Genomic DNA, 15949 nt, shown 5'->3' with positions numbered 1-15949 from the left:
GCGTAGTGACGGTACCGATTCAGATTTGATCCGATGAGCACTTTTCCCACTCTCGACGCGTGGCTTTCGCATCTCGAACGCGCGCACCCGGTCGGCATCGACATGGGCCTCACCCGCATCGGGCAGGTCAAGGCGGCGCTGCAGCTCGAATTCGCGTGCCCCGTGATCACGGTCGGCGGCACGAACGGCAAGGGCTCGACCTGCGCGTTCCTCGAGGCGATCCTCGTCCACGCGGGCTACAAGGTCGGTTGCCACACGTCGCCGCACCTGCTCGAATTCGCCGAGCGCGCGCGTGTGAACGGTCAGCAGGTCAGCGATGCCGACCTGCTGCCGCACTTCGAAGCCGTCGAAGCGGCGCGCACGTCGCTGCCCGAGCCGGTGTCGCTCACGTACTTCGAATTCACGACGCTCGCGATCCTGCACCTGTTCGCGTCGCGCGGGCTCGACGTCGTGATCCTCGAAGTCGGCCTCGGCGGCCGGCTCGACGCGGTCAACATCATCGATACCGATTGCGCGATCGTCACGAGCATCGACATCGACCACACCGAATACCTCGGCGACACGCGCGAGAAGATCGCGTTCGAGAAGGCGGGAATCTTCCGCGCGGGCAAGCCGGCGATCTGCGGCGACCCTGCCGTGCCGGGCACGCTGGTCGACCATGCCGCCGCGATCGGTGCGGACCTGTGGCTGGTCGGTCGCGATTTTCGCTATGAAGCGCAGCCGGGCGCGGAGCGCCAGCAATGGAGCTACCTCGGCCGCGACAAGCGCTATCCGGCGCTCGCGTACCCGGCGCTGCGCGGCGCGAATCAGCTGATCAATGCGTCGGCCGCGCTGGCCGCGCTCGAGGCGCTGCGCCCGGTGCTGCCGGTGTCCGCGCAGGACATCCGGCTCGGGCTCGCGAACGTCGAGCTGCCGGGGCGCTTCCAGGTGCTGCCCGGCAAGCCGGCGATCGTGCTCGACGTCGCGCACAACCCGCATGCGGCGGCCGTGCTCGAGCAGAACCTCGGCAACATGGGCTTCTTCCCGTACACGTACGCGGTGTTCGGCGCGATGCACGACAAGGACATCGACGGCGTGTTGCGGCACCTGGCGGGCGAGATCGACCACTGGTGCGTGACCGACCTGCCGCTGCCGCGCGCGGCGAGCGCGGAGCAGCTCGAAGCCGCGCTGCGCAAGGCCGGTGTGGAGGACGGGGCGGATTCGAGCGTCACGCGGTTCGCGTCGCCCGCGGAAGCATTTCGAGATGCGCTAAAAAGAGCCTCCGAGAATGATAGAATCGTGGTTTTCGGCAGTTTCCATACGGTGGCCGGTGTGATGGCCTACCGGAAATCGCAGCAACACTGACTGTCGGGCAGTTTCGGACTCAGCCATTCATGGGAATTTTCTCGTTCGGCAAGAAAGACGACGACGCGCCCACCCGGCGCGGCGGTCGTACCGGGGCCTCCCGGAACGTGCGCACGGAGCGCACTGAACGCGTCGAGCGACGCACGCGCCGCACCGAGCGTTCGGAATCGGACGCACTGCTTCTCGATCCGACCCTTCCTGAAAAGCAACGCGCCCGCCGGCGTCTCGTCGGCGCGATCGCGCTCGTCGTCGGCGCGGTGATCGTGCTGCCGATGGTGCTCGATTCGCACCCGAAGCCGGTGACGGACGACATCGCGATCGATATTCCGAACCGGCCTGCGCATCAGGCGGTCGCGCCGCGTGACGACGATGCGTCCGACGTGCAGGCGGGCGTCGCGCACGACGAGCCGCCGGCCTCCGATGTCGCGGTGGCGCCCGCGCCCGCCCCCGCGGCGAAGGATACGGCCAAGCCGGCCGCGAAACCCGCTGCCACGACCTCGACGACCTCGACGACCACGGCGAGCGTGACGCCGCCGAAGCCCGCTGCCAAGCCGGCCGCCCCCGCGGCGAAGCCGGTCGCGCCGAAGCCGGCGCCGGCACCCGCGACGGTCGCGAACGCCGACGTCGCGACCGACAGCGGCGACGCGTCGTCGCCCGCATCGCCGGCCGGTGCGCGCTTCGCGGTGCAGCTCGGTTCGTTCAAGGACGACACGACGGCCCGTTCGTGGGCCACCAAGTTGAAATCGGCGGGTGTGCCCGCATATGTCGAGCATCGCAAGCAGGCGGACGGCAGCACGGCTACACTGCTGCGTGCCGGCCCGTTTGCGGATCGCGCGGCGGCGTCCGCCGCGATCGCGAAGGTGCGCGAAGCCGGACTGACGCAGTAACGTGCGATGCTGACGGCTTTCGACTACGCTGTATTGGCGGTAATCGCGTTGTCTGCGCTGCGTGGCGCATGGCGCGGTTTCGTCTCGGAGATTTTCGGGTTGATCGGCTGGATCGTGGCGGTCGTGATCGCGGCACGCTATGTCGGGCTGGTGGTGCCGTATATTCCGGCGAACTGGCCGGGCGGCGCGCTCACCCAGTGGGTGCTCGCGTTCGCGCTGATCGTGATCGGCGTCGTGTTCGTTGCGGGTGTCGCGAACGCGCTGTTGTCGCGGATCGCGCAGGCGACGGGCCTCGGTGGAGTCGATCGCTCGCTGGGCATGATGTTCGGGCTCGTCCGCGGCTGCGTGCTGGTGGTGCTGCTGGTCGCGGCGGCCGGGCTGACCGAATTGCCCAAACAGGATTTCTGGCGCAATGCGCTCTTGCGTCCTTTCGCCGAACAGGGCGTGCACGAGCTGAAGCAGCTCCTGCCCGACGGCATGGCCCAGTACGTACGCGTGTGACGACGCGGCCGGGCAGGACGGAACCGATTTTGTCATCTTGAAGGACATGCCATGTGCGGCATCGTAGGTGTTATCTCCCAATCCCCGGTCAATCAGCTGATCTATGACAGCCTGCTGCTGCTGCAGCATCGCGGTCAGGACGCAGCGGGCATCGCGACGGCGGACGGCAGCAATTTCCACATGTACAAGGCGAACGGCATGGTGCGCGACGTGTTCCGCACGCGCAACATGCGCAGCCTGCCCGGCACCTTCGGCATCGGCCAGGTCCGCTATCCGACGGCCGGCTCGGCGTCGAGCGAAGCCGAGGCGCAGCCGTTCTACGTGAACGCGCCGTTCGGGATCATCCTCGCGCACAACGGCAACCTGACGAACTGGGAACAGCTGAAGGACGAGATGTTCCGGATCGATCGCCGGCACATCAACACCAATTCCGACAGCGAAGTGCTGCTCAACGTGTTCGCGCACGAGCTGCAACTGTCGACGACGGGCCTCGAGCTCGATCCGGCCGCCGTATTCAAGGCGGTCGCGGGCGTGCATCGCCGCCTGGAGGGTTCGTACGCGATCGTGTCGCTGATTGCCGGCTACGGCCTGCTCGCGTTCCGCGATCCGTTCGGCATCCGCCCGCTGTGCCTCGGCAAGCTCGAAACCGAACACGGCACCGAATGGATGGTCGCGTCGGAGTCGGTGGCGGTCGAAGGCATCGGTTTCGAATTCGTGCGCGACGTGCAGCCGGGCGAAGCGATCTTCATCGACAAGGCCGGCAACTTCCACAGCCAGCAATGCGCGGAGCAGCCGACGCTGAATCCGTGCATGTTCGAGTACGTGTATCTCGCCCGTCCGGATTCGTGCCTCGACGGCGTGCCCGTCTACAACGTGCGCCTGCGCATGGGCGACTACCTCGCCGAGAAGATCAAGCGCGAGCTGCCGAACGTGCCGATCGACGTCGTGATGCCGATTCCCGATTCGTCGCGTCCGGCTGCGATGCAGGTCGCCGCGAAGCTCGGCGTCGAGTATCGCGAAGGCTTCTTCAAGAACCGCTACGTCGGCCGCACCTTCATCATGCCGGGCCAGGCCGTGCGCAAGAAGTCGGTGCGCCAGAAGCTCAATGCGATGAGCATCGAGTTCAAGGACAAGAACGTGCTGATCGTCGACGATTCGATCGTGCGCGGCACGACCTCGCACGAGATCGTGCAGATGGCGCGCGATGCGGGCGCGAAGTCGGTGATCTTCGCGTCGGCGGCGCCGCCGGTGAAATTCCCGAACGTGTACGGCATCGACATGCCGACACGCGGCGAGCTGGTCGCACACGGCCGCACCGACGACGAAGTCGCGAAGATCATCGGCGCCGACTACCTGATCTACCAGGACGTCGACGACCTGCGCCGCGCGGTGCGCGACATCAACCCGAAGCTCGAACGCTTCGAGGCGTCGTGCTTCGACGGCAACTACATCACCGGCGCCGTGACGCCCGAGTACCTCGATGCAATCGAGCGCGCACGTCTCGCCCCGGCGTCGCAGGCCGATCGCGACACGGCGGGCGACACCGCGCGTTCGCAGATGAACCTGCAACTGTCGGTCGAGTGATGCCGGCGCACGCTTCCGACGAAGCGTGCTAGGATGTGGCCATGCGTCGATTTGATTCAGCTTGCGGACGCGGGGCGACTTCCCAAAACAGCTAAAGCGAAGGCCGGCGAGAGCCGGCCCGAGTCGATCGCTGTCGTACCCGCACCGAAGCCCGCTGATGCCGACGCATAGCGGGCTTTTTGTTTTGGCCTGGTTTTTGGCTGGGTTCGCGCCCGATGCATGACCCGCGGCGCGACCCTCGAATACGGAAAACGGAACATGGACGACTCCCTCAATTTCGACACGCTTGCCGTGCGCGCGGGCACGCTGCGCAGCAGCGACTTCAACGAGCACTCGGAAGCGCTGTTCCTCACGTCGAGCTTCTGCTTCACGAGCGCGGCCGAGGCCGCCGAGCGCTTCGCGAATTCGGAAGACTATTTCACCTATTCGCGCTTCACGAACCCGACCGTCACCATGTTCCAGGATCGTCTCGCCGCGCTCGAAGGCGGCGAGGCTTGCATCGCAACGGCGTCGGGCATGGCCGCGATCATGTCGGTCGTGATGTCCGCGCTGGAGGCGGGCGATCACCTCGTCAGCTCGCGCAGCCTGTTCGGCTCGACGCTCGGGATGTTCTCGCAGATCTTCAGCAAGTTCGGCATCACGACGACCTTCGTCGACCCGACCGACCTGAACGCATGGCAGGAAGCGGTGCGGCCCGAAACGAAGATGTTCTTCCTCGAAACGCCGTCGAACCCGCTGACCGAACTCGCCGACATCGAGGCGATCGGCAAGATCGCGAAGGCGGCGAACGCGCTGTTCGTCGTCGACAATTGTTTCTGCAGCCCGGTGCTGCAGCAGCCGCTGAAGCTCGGCGCGGACGTCGTGATGCACTCGGCAACGAAGTTCCTCGACGGGCAGGGCCGCGTGCTCGGCGGCGCGCTGGTCGGCTCGAAGGCCTTCATCATGGGCAAGGTATTCCCGTTCGTGCGCAGCGCGGGCCCGACGTTGTCGGCGTTCAACGCGTGGGTGCTGCTGAAGGGGATGGAGACGCTGTCGCTGCGCGTCGAGAAGCAGTCGGAGAACGCGCTGGAAATCGCGCGCTGGCTCGATTCGCATCCGGCCGTCGCGCGCGTGTTCTATCCGGGGCTCGAATCGCACCCGCAGCATGAGCTCGCGAAGCGCCAGCAGAAGGCGGGCGGCGCGATCGTCTCGTTCGAGCTGAAGGGCGACACGCCGGAGCAGCAGCGCGCGAATGCGTGGCGCGTGATCGACAGCACGAAGCTGATCTCGATCACCGGCAACCTCGGCGATACGCGCACGACGATCACGCATCCGGCGACGACGACGCACGCGCGCATCACGCCGGAAGCGCGTGCGGCCGCGGGGATCACCGAAGGGCTGATCCGCCTCGCGGTCGGCCTGGAGAATGCGGGCGACCTGCGCCGTGATCTCACGCGCGGCCTCGACGGCTGAGCGCGGCGGCAGGTTTTTTCACGGCCGACATGACGACGGGCCGCTCGATAGAGCGGCCCGTTGTCTTTTGACCGGCGACGCGCGCGTTGCCGGAATCAGCCGGCCTGCGCGGGCTGCTGCGGCACGTCGCGCATCGCTTCCATCATCCAGCGCAGCGTGTCGTCGAGCGGCGTCACGGGCAGTTCACCCACCGCGCGCCGCAGCTTGTCGCGCGACCCGCTCAGGCTCTTGACTTCGTTGTGCCGCACGAAACGCGGATCGATCGTCACGTCGATCACGTAGCCGGCGATCCGCGCCAGCATCGCCAGCACTTCCTTCAGCGAATACGCGCGCTCCGAGCAGACGTTGAACGTCTCGCCGGCCGGTGCCGCCTCGAGCAGCTTCAGGTAGGCGGCCGTCACGTCGCGCACGTCGGAAAAATCGCGGCTCACGTCGAGATTGCCGAGCGAGATGCGCGGGGCGTTGCGCGCATAGTGCGACACGAGCTTTGGCAGCAGATAGGCATCGTCCTGGCCGACGCCGGTGTAGTTGAACGGCCGCGCGATCACGATCGGCAGCCGGTCGGCCCACAGCTTCGCCGCATATTCCATCGCGAGCTTGCTGACGGCGTAGTCGTTCGCGGGCGCGGGCGAGACCGCTTCGTCGAGCACGCCGGCCGTCGAATTGCCGTAGATGTTCGCGCTGCTGGCGAGCAGTACCGCCGACGGACGGTGGTCGAGGCCTGCGAGCGCGGCCAGCAGGTTGCGCGTGCCGACGATGTTGACCGCGTAGGTTTGCGACGGCTCGTCCTGCGCGACATGCGCACGCGCGGCGAGATGCACGACCGCATCGGGCCGCGCGTCGGCCGCCGCCGCCCGCATCGCGTTCGCATCGAGCAGGTCGACCGGCAGCAGCGTGCAGTTCGCGAACGCCGGATCGTCCGGCCGCGCCGCGCCGGGCGCCACGGTGCCCCACACGTCGTAGCCGGCGGCTTCGAGGCGCTGCGCCATGTAGCGGCCGGTGAAGCCCGTCAGGCCCGTAACGAATGCGCGGCGCGACGGGTGGCCGGCTTCAGTACGTGTCATGGTGACGATTTCGCGTCAGGTCGGCTTCGACCATCATCTGGCAGAGCTGTTCGAGCGTCGTCTCCGGCGCCCAGCCCAGCTTGCTTTTGGCCTTGTCGGCGCAGCCGATCAGCAGGTCGACTTCGGCGGGGCGGTAGAACTTCGGGTTCACTTCGACGAGCACGTTGCCGTTCGACGCGTCGATGCCGCGTTCCTGCTCGCCCTTGCCGGTCCATTCGAGCTGGTAACCGGCGGCCGCGAACGCCATCCGCACGAAGTCGCGCACGGTCTCGGTGCGGTTGGTCGCGAGAACGTAGGTGTCGGGTTCGTCGACCTGCAGCATCCGCCACATCCCTTCGACGTACTCGAGCGCGAAGCCCCAGTCGCGCTTCGCGTCGAGGTTGCCGAGCTCGAGCTTGGTCGCCTTGCCGAGCTGGATCTTCGCGACGGTGTCGGTGATCTTGCGCGTGACGAACTCGCGGCCGCGCAGCGGCGATTCGTGGTTGAACAGGATGCCGCTGCAGCCGAACAGATCGTAGGACTCGCGGTAGTTCACGGTCATCCAGTGCGCGTACAGCTTCGCGACGCCGTACGGGCTGCGCGGGTAGAACGCGGTCGTTTCCGTCTGCGGGATCGACTGCACCTTGCCGAACATCTCGGACGTCGACGCCTGGTAGAAGCGCGTCTTCGGGCTCACCACGCGAATCGCCTCGAGCAGGTTCAGCGGGCCGATGCCCGTGACTTCGGCGGTCGTCGCCGGCTGGTCGAACGACACGCCGACGAAACTCTGCGCGGCCAGGTTGTACAGCTCGTCGGGTTGCGTCCGTTCGAGCAATCGCAGGCTGGAGCCGGCATCCGTCAGGTCGTGCTCGACGAGCGACAGGTTCGGGTGCGTGTCGACGCCGAGTTCGGCGATGCGCCAGAAGTTCACCGAGCTGGTGCGGCGATAGGTGCCCGTGACCTCGTAGCCCTTGTCGAGCAGCAGCTTGGTCAGATAGGCGCCGTCCTGCCCCGTGATCCCCGTGATGATGGCCTTCTTGCGGTTTTGGCTCATGGCAATGTCCTGGTCGAAACGATGGATTGAGAAAGTCAGGCGGTCGTGCGCGCGGCGGCGGGCAGCGTGTTGCGCGCCGGGCCGCGTGTCAGGCGCCGTTCGAAGCCGTACCAGCTGAGCGTGGCGTAGGCGAGCGTGATCGCGAGGGCGAGCGCGGCCGTGACGAAGCGGTTCAGGTGCAGCGGCCAGAGCGCATACAGCACGCTCAGGTGAATCAGGTAGACGGTGTAGCTGACGGTGCCGACGTACACGAGCAGCGGGTTCGTCAGCACGCGCTGCACGAGGCCGCGTCCGCGCAGCGCGATCACGACGATCGACGTGCACAGCAGCAGCGAGATGCTGTAGAGCGCGGCATTCGACATCGGCGTGTTCGCCGCGCGGAAACGCGGGAACGACAGGTGCAGCCAGCCGAGGATCGCGAGCGACACGAGCGCGCCGACGATCGCGAGCGGATAGAACGGGTCCAGCGCGCGCCGGTCGCGGCGCAGCACGATCGCGAGCAGCGCGCCCGCGGCGAGCAGGTCCATCCGGAACGGCGTCAGGTAGTAGATCGGCCAGAACGAATCGAACCACGGCGTCGCGATGGCGCGCAGCACGGGCGCCGCGACGATCAGCGCGGCGGCGATCCACAGCAGCGCGCGCTCCGAACACCACAGCACGACGAACGGCCAGAAGATGTAGAACTGCTCCTCGACGGCGAGCGACCACAGCACGTTCAGGCTGTCGTGCCCGATGCTGCCGAGCGACAGCCCGATGTTGGTCGAGAAGAACGCGAACCACGGCCAGTGCGGCAGCCAGCTCGCGCCGAACAGCAGCGTCGACACGACGAGCAGCAGCACGTACGGCGGCAGGATCCGGCGCACGCGGCGCGCGTAGAAGTGGCTGAAGTACGACTGCCCGCGCGCCTTGCGATCGAGCAGGATGCCCGTGATCAGCAGGCCGCTCAGCACGAAGAACAGGTCGACGCCCATCCAGAGCGGCGCCTTCAGCGCGTGTTGCAGGAACACGGCGCCGACGGCGATCGCGCGCAGCCCGTCGAGCTGCACGATGCGGCCGTGTTGCGGCGGGGCGAGGTCGGCGGTGCGCGAGATGCCCGTCATCGCGCCGCTCCTTCGCGACGCGCGGCCGGTGCCGTGGCGCGTCGTGCATCCGATGCGTGAACGTAATGCATGCCTTTTGAATGAAATATTGAATCGAAATCGATTCTAGGGAAAAGAAATCGGCAAAAAAACGCATGTCATTTATCCGGCCGAAAACATTCAAATGCCGGTCGTTTCAATCGCGACATGAAAGGTTTGCAGGCCGGGCGCGCCGTCGGGCGGGCCGGGGCGGCATTTTCTACGGATCGGCGCGTGAAAGGCGGTCGTTATTTCCGCTTTGCGGCGGCTATTTCCCGTTGTTCCGGCGCGATATTTCACGCGGAAACATCCCCAAATATTTCCAAATTTCTTGTGATTATTTTTGCTTGTAACCTGCATCGCGACGTTTGAAACCCATTTAGTGACAGGGCATCCGGCCAGGCAGTCCGCCGCGGTGCCCCGTTGCTTTTGCATCGAGTCTGGAGAGCGCATTGCGACGTCTGATTCTGGTTGGCATGACGGTATGCGCGGCGCTGTCCGTGAGCGCCGCCCCGGCTGAAACCGTGTTGCCCGCGACCACGTCGTGGATCGGCAACACGTTCGGCTATGGCGACGGCAGCTGGACGCAGATCGACATTCGCGCGATCGCGGTGACGCCCGACGGCAAGGTGTATACGAACGCGCCGTGGGACGAGAGCGGCGCCGAGGCGAGCGTCTACCAGGACGGCAAGATGCTCGGCTTCGCCGGCGGCACGCACGGCTGGGGCAACCTCGGCGGCAACGCGGTCGCGGTGAACGGCAAGTACGCGTACGTCGCGATCGGCGTCGGCAACGAACGCGGCCATCTGCAGTCGCCCGGCATCTGGCCGGACAAGGGCAAGCAGTGGTTCGGCATTTCGCGGCGCACGATCGGCGACATGAAGCAGCCGGCGCCGTTTCGCGCGGCGCCGCAGGTCGCGCCGGGCGGGCGCGCCGATGCCGGCCGCGCGCGGATGGCCGCGAGCTTCATGGTGATGAACGAGGTGGCGGCCCCCGCACGCTCGGAGGTGGGCGAGGCGAAGGCCGAAGTGGGCGGCCTCGCGGCGGACGACAAGACGCTGTTCGCGACGAACCCGTCGCATGACGAAGTCGACGTGTTCGACGCCGAGACGATGCAGAAGAAGGGCACGTGGAGTGCGCACGAGCCGGGCCGCATCGCGCTTGCCGGCGACGGCACGCTGTGGCTGCTCACCGACACCATCAGCGGGCCCGCGCACCTCGTGCACGTGCGCGCGGACGGCCGCAAGCTCGACGACGCGCCCGCGCTGCCCGACGGCACCGAAGCGGTGGACGTGGCGGTCGATGCGAAAGGACGCGTGCTGGTGGCGGACAACGGTCCGCGCCAGCAGGTGCTGATCTTCTCGAAAGGCGGCAAGGGCTATGCGCCGTCCGGCACGCTCGGCGAGCGCGGCGGGATCTTCGCGGGCCCGGTGCCGGGACGCCCCGGGCCGCAGCGCTTCAACGGGCTGACGGGCGTGGGCGTCGATCGCGCGGGCAACGTGTATGTGTCGATGAACGGCATCGGGCCGCGTCACGACACGATCGGCGCGGGGCTCGGCGCGGTGCTGGAGAGCTACACGCCGGACGGCAAGCTGCGCTGGCAGGTGCAGGGGCTGCTGTTCGTCGACGGCGCGTGGCTCGATCCCGCACGGCCGAACAGTGTGTATACGGGCAACAAGCGCTTCGAGCTCGACCTGTCGAAGCCGCCGGGCCAGGACTGGAAATACGCCGGATTCCTGTCGAATCGTTTCAAGTATCCGGACGATCCCGTGTTCCACACGGACCAGTATCCCGGCATGCCGTTCGCGCGGCGCGTCGACGGCCGCACGTTCCTGTACCTGACCGACATGTACGCCGACCACCTGAAGATCTACCGCTTCGACGCGAAGCGCGACGGCGAGGTCGCGATTCCGTCGGGCCTGATCGCGGGCCGCGCGCGGCCGGTCGACAAAGTGCCGAACAAGCCGCCGGGCGGCGACTGGATCTGGCGCGACGCGAACGGCAACGGCCGGCTCGACGCGGACGAATTCACGATCAACACGACCGGCAAGGCAAAGGCGGGCGGCTGGGGCTGGTGGGTCGACACGAAGGGCGACATCTGGCGCACGAGCGACGTCCGCGGGATCCATCGCTTCAGCTACGGCGGCGTCGACAAGGCCGGCAACCCGATCTACTCGTACGACAAGGTCACGACCTATCCGATGCCGCAGCCGTTCACGCAGCTGCGCCGTTCGATCTACGACGCGCAGACGGACACGCTGTACGTGACCGGCTACACGGCCGACGCGCCGCCGCAGCCGGGCATCAACAAGGAAGTCGGCCGCGTGCTGGTGCGCTTCGACAAGTGGTCGACCGGCTCGCCGGTCGTGCGCTACACGGTCGCGCTGCCGTGGCAGCTCGATGCGAAGCCGATCCTCGACCTGATCGGGATCACCGTCGAGGGCCGCTACATCTTCACGGTGGAGCCGGTCGGCAAGATCCACGTGTATGACAAGGAAACCGGCAAGGAAGTCGGCGTGATGAGCCCGGGCGCCGAGGTCGGCAAGGCGTCGGGCTGGGTCGACGTGCCGTTCGGCATCAGCGCGTTCCGGCGCGAGAACGGCGAATACCTGGTGTTCGTCGAGGAAGACGCGCGCGGCAAGGTGCTGATGTATCGCTGGAAACCGTGACGGGGCGCACCGGCGTCGTCGCCACACAAGGCACAAGAATGGACAAAGGCATACTCAAGAACGTTTCGATCAACTTCATCGGGCTGATCCTGCCGACCTTCGTGTCGCTGGTGACGGTGCCCGCCTATATCCACGCGCTGGGTGTCGAACGCTACGGCGTCGTCAGCCTCGTGTGGACGCTGATCGGCTATTTCGGGATCCTCGATCTCGGGATGAGCATGGCCGCGCAGAACCACATCTCGAAGGCGCTCGCGAGCGGCAACGCGGACGAAAGCGCGCGGGTCTTCTGGAGCGCGTTCTGGCTGAACCTCGGCACCGGCATCGTGGGCGGCTTGCTGATCTATTTCGGGGCGTTCGTCTACACCGCGTATTTCACGAAGGCGTCGGCGGCGATGCAGCACGAGGTGTATCTCGCGCTGCCGTGGCTCGCGCTCGCGATTCCGCTCGCGAACGTGTCGTGGGTGTTCGCCGGCGCGATCAACGGCGCCGAACGGTTCGGCGTGTTCAACACGAACCAGACGATCGGCACGTTCCTGTTCCAGCTGCTGCCGCTCGGCGCCGCGTGGTGGATCGCGCCGAACCTGCAGACGGTGCTGGCGGCCGCGGTCGTCGCGCGGCTCGTCGCGGCGGTGATGCTCGGTCACGCGAGCATCAAGGTGCTCGGGATCCGGCGCATCGACCCGCCGCAATGGGGCACCGCGAAAGGGCTGTTCAACTTCGGCGGCTGGATGCTGATCGCGAGCACGACAAGCATGATCGCCGACACGCTCGATCGCGTGATGCTCGGCGCCGGCCTGGGCGCGAAGTTCGTCACCTACTACACGGTGCCGCAGAACCTCGTCACGCGCCTGAACATGCTGCCGAACGCGCTGGTGCGCACGCTGTTTCCGCGCCTGTCGGCGGTCGGCCGCGATCACGCCGACACGCTCGCGCGCCAGTCGCTCGAATTCCTGAACGGCGTGTTCACGCCGGTCGGCATCGTCGCGATCTTCGCGCTCGCGCCGTTCCTCTCGCTGTGGGTCGGCGCCGATCTCGCCGCGCATTCCGCGCCGGTCGGCCGCGTGCTGGTGATCAGCGTATGGCTCGTCGGCCAGGCGAGCGTCACGCGCATCCTGATCCAGTCGCAGGTCAACCCGGCCCGCGCGGCGTTCGCCGGGCTCGTCGAAATGCCGTTCTTCGTCGGCGGCCTGTGGTTCGGCATTCATCACTTCGGGCTGATCGGCGCGGCGGTGGTCGTCGCGACGCGCGCGCTGGTCGACTACGGCGTGCTGCTTTACCTGTCGGCAATCCGGATGCGCGCGATCGTGCTCGACATGCTCGCGCATCTCGCCTTCCTGCTCGCGAGCCTGTTTCTCGCGCAAGCGTGGTCGGGGCTCGGCGAGTCGATCGGCCTGTGCGCGGTCGTGCTGCTGCTGAACCTTGCGTGGTCGCTCACGATGACGCCGGGACTGCGCGCGCTCGTGCGCGACCTGTTCGTCCGTCTCAATGCGAGGAAAACGATATGAATCGCGATCTGGCGGAACACGCCATCCTGAACGTGGCCACGGCGGACGCCGCCGTGGCCGAAGCCGGCGGCGCCACCGCGCTGCGCCGGACCGAAGCGGCCGCGCCGGCGGGCGCACGCGATGCGTCGCGTCCGCTGCGCGTGGCGATCGTCCACGACTGGCTCGTCACGTACGCGGGCGCCGAGCGCGTGCTCGAACAGATCGTCGCGTGCTTTCCCGACGCGGACCTGTTCAGCCTCGTCGATTTTCTCGACGATCGCGCGTTCGTGCGCGGCAAGCCGGTGACGACCTCGTTCATCCAGAAGCTGCCGTTCGCGCGCACCAAGTACCGCAGCTACCTGCCGCTGATGCCGCTCGCGATCGAGCAGCTCGACGTGTCGGACTACGACCTCGTGATCTCCAGCAGCCATGCGGTCGCGAAGGGCGTGCTGACGGGGCCGGACCAGATGCACATCAGCTACGTGCATTCGCCGATCCGCTATGCGTGGGATCTGCAGCACCAGTATCTGGAACAGTCGAACCTCACGCACGGGCCGAAATCGCTGCTCGCGCGGATGATCCTGCACTACATCCGCAACTGGGATACGCGCACCGCGAACGCGGTGGACGGGTTCGTCGCGAACTCCGCGTTCATCGCGCGACGCATCCGCAAGGTGTATCACCGCGACGCGGCGGTGATCTTCCCGCCGGTCGACGTCGACGGCTTCTCGCTGAACGAGGTGAAGGACGATTTCTACCTGACCGCGTCGCGGATGGTGCCGTACAAGAAGATCGACCTGATCGTCGAGGCCTTCTCGCGCACGCCGGAGCGCAAGCTCGTCGTGATCGGCGACGGCCCGGAGATGCAGAAGATCCGCGCGAAGGCCGGCCCGAACGTCGAGATCATGGGCTACCAGCCGTTCGCGGTGCTGCACGACCGGATGCGCCGCGCGAAGGCGTTCGTGTTCGCGGCCGAGGAGGATTTCGGGATTTCGGTGGTCGAGGCGCAGGCGTGCGGCACGCCCGTGATCGCGTACGGCAAGGGCGGTGCGCTCGAAACCGTACTCGAGCCGCGCTCGCACGCGAACCCGACCGGCCTGTTCTTCGACGAGCAGACGCCGCACGCGATCGTTGCGGCGGTCGACGATTTCGAGCGCGCGCCGCAGCGTTTCACGCCGCACGCGTGCCGCGCAAACGCGGAGCGCTTCTCCGCCGACACGTTCCGCCGGCGTTTTCTCGACTATGTGGAGGCCGCGCTGCCCGGCGCGACCGCGCAGCGCGGCAACGCCGCGCCGATGCCGGCCGCGCACGGCCCGGCGACGCTGGTGCTCGACCAGAGCGGCGTGCTCGGCGGCGCGGAGCTGTCGCTGCTGGAGATCATGAAGCACATGCGCGCGAACGCCGACGTGCTGCTGTTCGACGACGGCCCGTTCCGCGCGGCGCTCGACGAGATCGGCGCGCGCGTCGACGTGCTCGACCAGGGCGCGCTCGCCGGGGTGCGCAAGCAGGGTGGCGTGTCGGTCGGCGCCTTGAAGCGGCTCGGCGGCCTGGTGCGCGACGTCGCACGGCGCGCACGCCGCGCCGAGGTGATCTACGCGAACACGCAGCGCGCGATGGTGGTCGCGGCGCTGGCCGGGCGGCTCGCGCGCAAGCCGGTGGTGTGGCACCTGCGCGACATTGTCAGCGGCGACCATTTCGGCAGCAAGCAGCTGATGGCGATCAAGTACTGCGCGCGGTTCGGCGTCACGCGCGTGATCGCGAACTCGGACGCGTCCGCGCAGGCGTTCCGCGCGCTGACGGGCTTCACGCCGCAGCACGTCGACGTCGTGTTCAACGGCATTTCGGCTGAACCGTTCGACGCGCTGGACAATGCCAGCCAGGCCGCGCTGCGCGCGCGCTTCGGGCTGCCCGAGCACGCATGGCTGGTCGGCTCGTTCAGCCGCCTCGCGCACTGGAAGGGGCAGCATCTGCTGCTGGAGGCCGCGGCACGCCATCCCGACATGCATGTGGTGCTGGTCGGCGCGCCGCTGTTCGGCGAGGACGAATACGCGGCGCAGCTGCATGAGATCGTCGCGCGGCACGGGATGGGCGACCGCGTCCATTTCCTCGGGTTCCAGCGCGACGTGGCCGCGTGCATGAAGGCGGTCGACGTGGTCGCGCATACGTCGATCACGCCCGAGCCGTTCGGGCGGGTGATCGTCGAGGGGATGCTCGCGCGGCGGCCGGTGGTCGCGGCCCGCGCGGGCGGGGTCGTCGAGATCATCGAGGACGAGGAAAACGGGCTGCTCTGCGAGCCGGGCGACGCGGCCGCGCTGGCCGATGCGCTGGGCAGGCTGAAGCACGACGCCGCGCTGCGCGAGCGGCTCGTCGCGAGCGGGCGGGCGACCGCGGTGCGCCGGTTCGGCACCGAAACCTATGTGGAGCGGGTCGAGAAGATTCTCGCGGATACGGCGAAGGCCGCGAAGGCGAAGAAACGGTAGGCGCGGTGCGCCCCGACGCGCGATGCGTCGGGAAACGAGCCCTCATGCGGTGTCGTGCTGCATGAGGGCTTTGCTTTTGGGCGGGCGAACGCCTGTCGCGCGGTCGGGCGATGGGTGTCGGGTGTCGGGCTGGGCCGCTGCGACGTTGGCGCAGGGATTACCGACCGCGACTGTCGCCCGCGCCGTGATCGCTTGACGGAACGCCCTGAGCGGCGCCGTGCGGTCATGGTGCGGAGCTGGCGAGGGGTTGGGCGACGCGACGGTAGCGCAGCCGCCTGACGGCCGTCTGGCTCGATTGGGATGCTTGCGTACCGGGTGCCTGTCGCGACCCGG

At 67.5% G+C, this 15949-nt stretch carries 12 protein-coding genes; 8 read left to right on the top strand and 4 right to left on the bottom strand.

Annotation, left to right across the window (positions count from 1 at the left end):
* The first annotated feature begins 33 nt into the window (after positions 1-33).
* The 5 genes from folC (at position 34) to ACVK00_RS00870 (ending at position 5768) form a co-directional block, all read left to right on the top strand.
* On the top strand, positions 34-1344 hold the full coding sequence (gene folC / locus ACVK00_RS00890; protein WP_228909487.1) for a bifunctional tetrahydrofolate synthase/dihydrofolate synthase: 1311 nt from the start codon (positions 34-36) through the stop codon (positions 1342-1344).
* A gap of 29 nt (positions 1345-1373) precedes the next feature.
* Entirely contained in the window at positions 1374-2231 is an 858-nt protein-coding gene (locus tag ACVK00_RS00885; RefSeq protein WP_284893822.1) for an SPOR domain-containing protein, read from the top strand.
* A 6-nt stretch (positions 2232-2237) separates the two neighbouring features.
* Complete coding sequence (locus ACVK00_RS00880) at positions 2238-2732, top strand: CvpA family protein (RefSeq protein WP_006755189.1); 495 nt, start codon at positions 2238-2240, stop codon at positions 2730-2732.
* A 51-nt stretch (positions 2733-2783) separates the two neighbouring features.
* Entirely contained in the window at positions 2784-4316 is a 1533-nt protein-coding gene (gene purF / locus ACVK00_RS00875; protein ID WP_166725238.1) for an amidophosphoribosyltransferase, read from the top strand.
* 258 nt (positions 4317-4574) lie between these two features.
* On the top strand, positions 4575-5768 hold the full coding sequence (locus ACVK00_RS00870) for an O-succinylhomoserine sulfhydrylase (RefSeq protein ID WP_284893823.1): 1194 nt from the start codon (positions 4575-4577) through the stop codon (positions 5766-5768).
* Positions 5769-5863: 95 nt separating this feature from the next.
* Here ACVK00_RS00870 and ACVK00_RS00865 read toward each other — a convergent pair whose 3' ends face one another.
* From ACVK00_RS00865 to ACVK00_RS00850, 4 genes are all read right to left on the bottom strand, one after another.
* Positions 5864-6832 carry an NAD-dependent epimerase/dehydratase family protein gene (locus ACVK00_RS00865; protein WP_284893824.1) on the bottom strand — a complete coding sequence of 323 codons (969 nt, stop codon included), beginning with the start codon at positions 6830-6832 and terminating at the stop codon, positions 5864-5866.
* A complete protein-coding gene (gene gmd, locus ACVK00_RS00860; RefSeq protein WP_166725235.1) occupies positions 6819-7865 on the bottom strand; it encodes a GDP-mannose 4,6-dehydratase in 1047 nt (348 codons plus the stop codon). The genes ACVK00_RS00865 and gmd overlap by 14 nt, the downstream gene beginning before the upstream one ends.
* Before the next feature lie 35 nt (positions 7866-7900).
* On the bottom strand, positions 7901-8965 hold the full coding sequence (locus tag ACVK00_RS00855) for an acyltransferase family protein (protein ID WP_175702210.1): 1065 nt from the start codon (positions 8963-8965) through the stop codon (positions 7901-7903).
* A gap of 159 nt (positions 8966-9124) precedes the next feature.
* Positions 9125-9418 (bottom strand): hypothetical protein, encoded by a 294-nt coding sequence (locus ACVK00_RS00850; RefSeq protein WP_284893825.1) that lies wholly within the window; start codon positions 9416-9418, stop codon positions 9125-9127.
* A gap of 41 nt (positions 9419-9459) precedes the next feature.
* Between ACVK00_RS00850 and ACVK00_RS00845 the strand changes: the two genes are divergently transcribed.
* The 3 genes from ACVK00_RS00845 to ACVK00_RS00835 are packed head-to-tail and all read left to right on the top strand — an operon-like array spanning position 9460 to position 15616.
* Positions 9460-11652: an NHL repeat-containing protein gene (locus ACVK00_RS00845; protein WP_284894049.1), complete on the top strand. Its 2193-nt coding sequence runs from the start codon at positions 9460-9462 to the stop codon at positions 11650-11652.
* Positions 11653-11690: 38 nt separating this feature from the next.
* Positions 11691-13157 carry an oligosaccharide flippase family protein gene (locus ACVK00_RS00840; RefSeq protein ID WP_228909492.1) on the top strand — a complete coding sequence of 489 codons (1467 nt, stop codon included), beginning with the start codon at positions 11691-11693 and terminating at the stop codon, positions 13155-13157.
* The gene (locus tag ACVK00_RS00835) at positions 13154-15616 is read left to right on the top strand and encodes a glycosyltransferase family 4 protein (protein ID WP_284893826.1); all 2463 of its coding nucleotides are present in this window, start codon (positions 13154-13156) and stop codon (positions 15614-15616) included. The genes ACVK00_RS00840 and ACVK00_RS00835 overlap by 4 nt, the downstream gene beginning before the upstream one ends.
* The last annotated feature ends 333 nt before the right edge of the window (positions 15617-15949 follow it).

The sequence above is a fragment of the Burkholderia sp. PvR073 genome (assembly GCF_054055695.1).
Note: the sequence above shows the minus strand (reverse complement) of the source record. Positions and strands in the feature narration are given on the sequence as shown.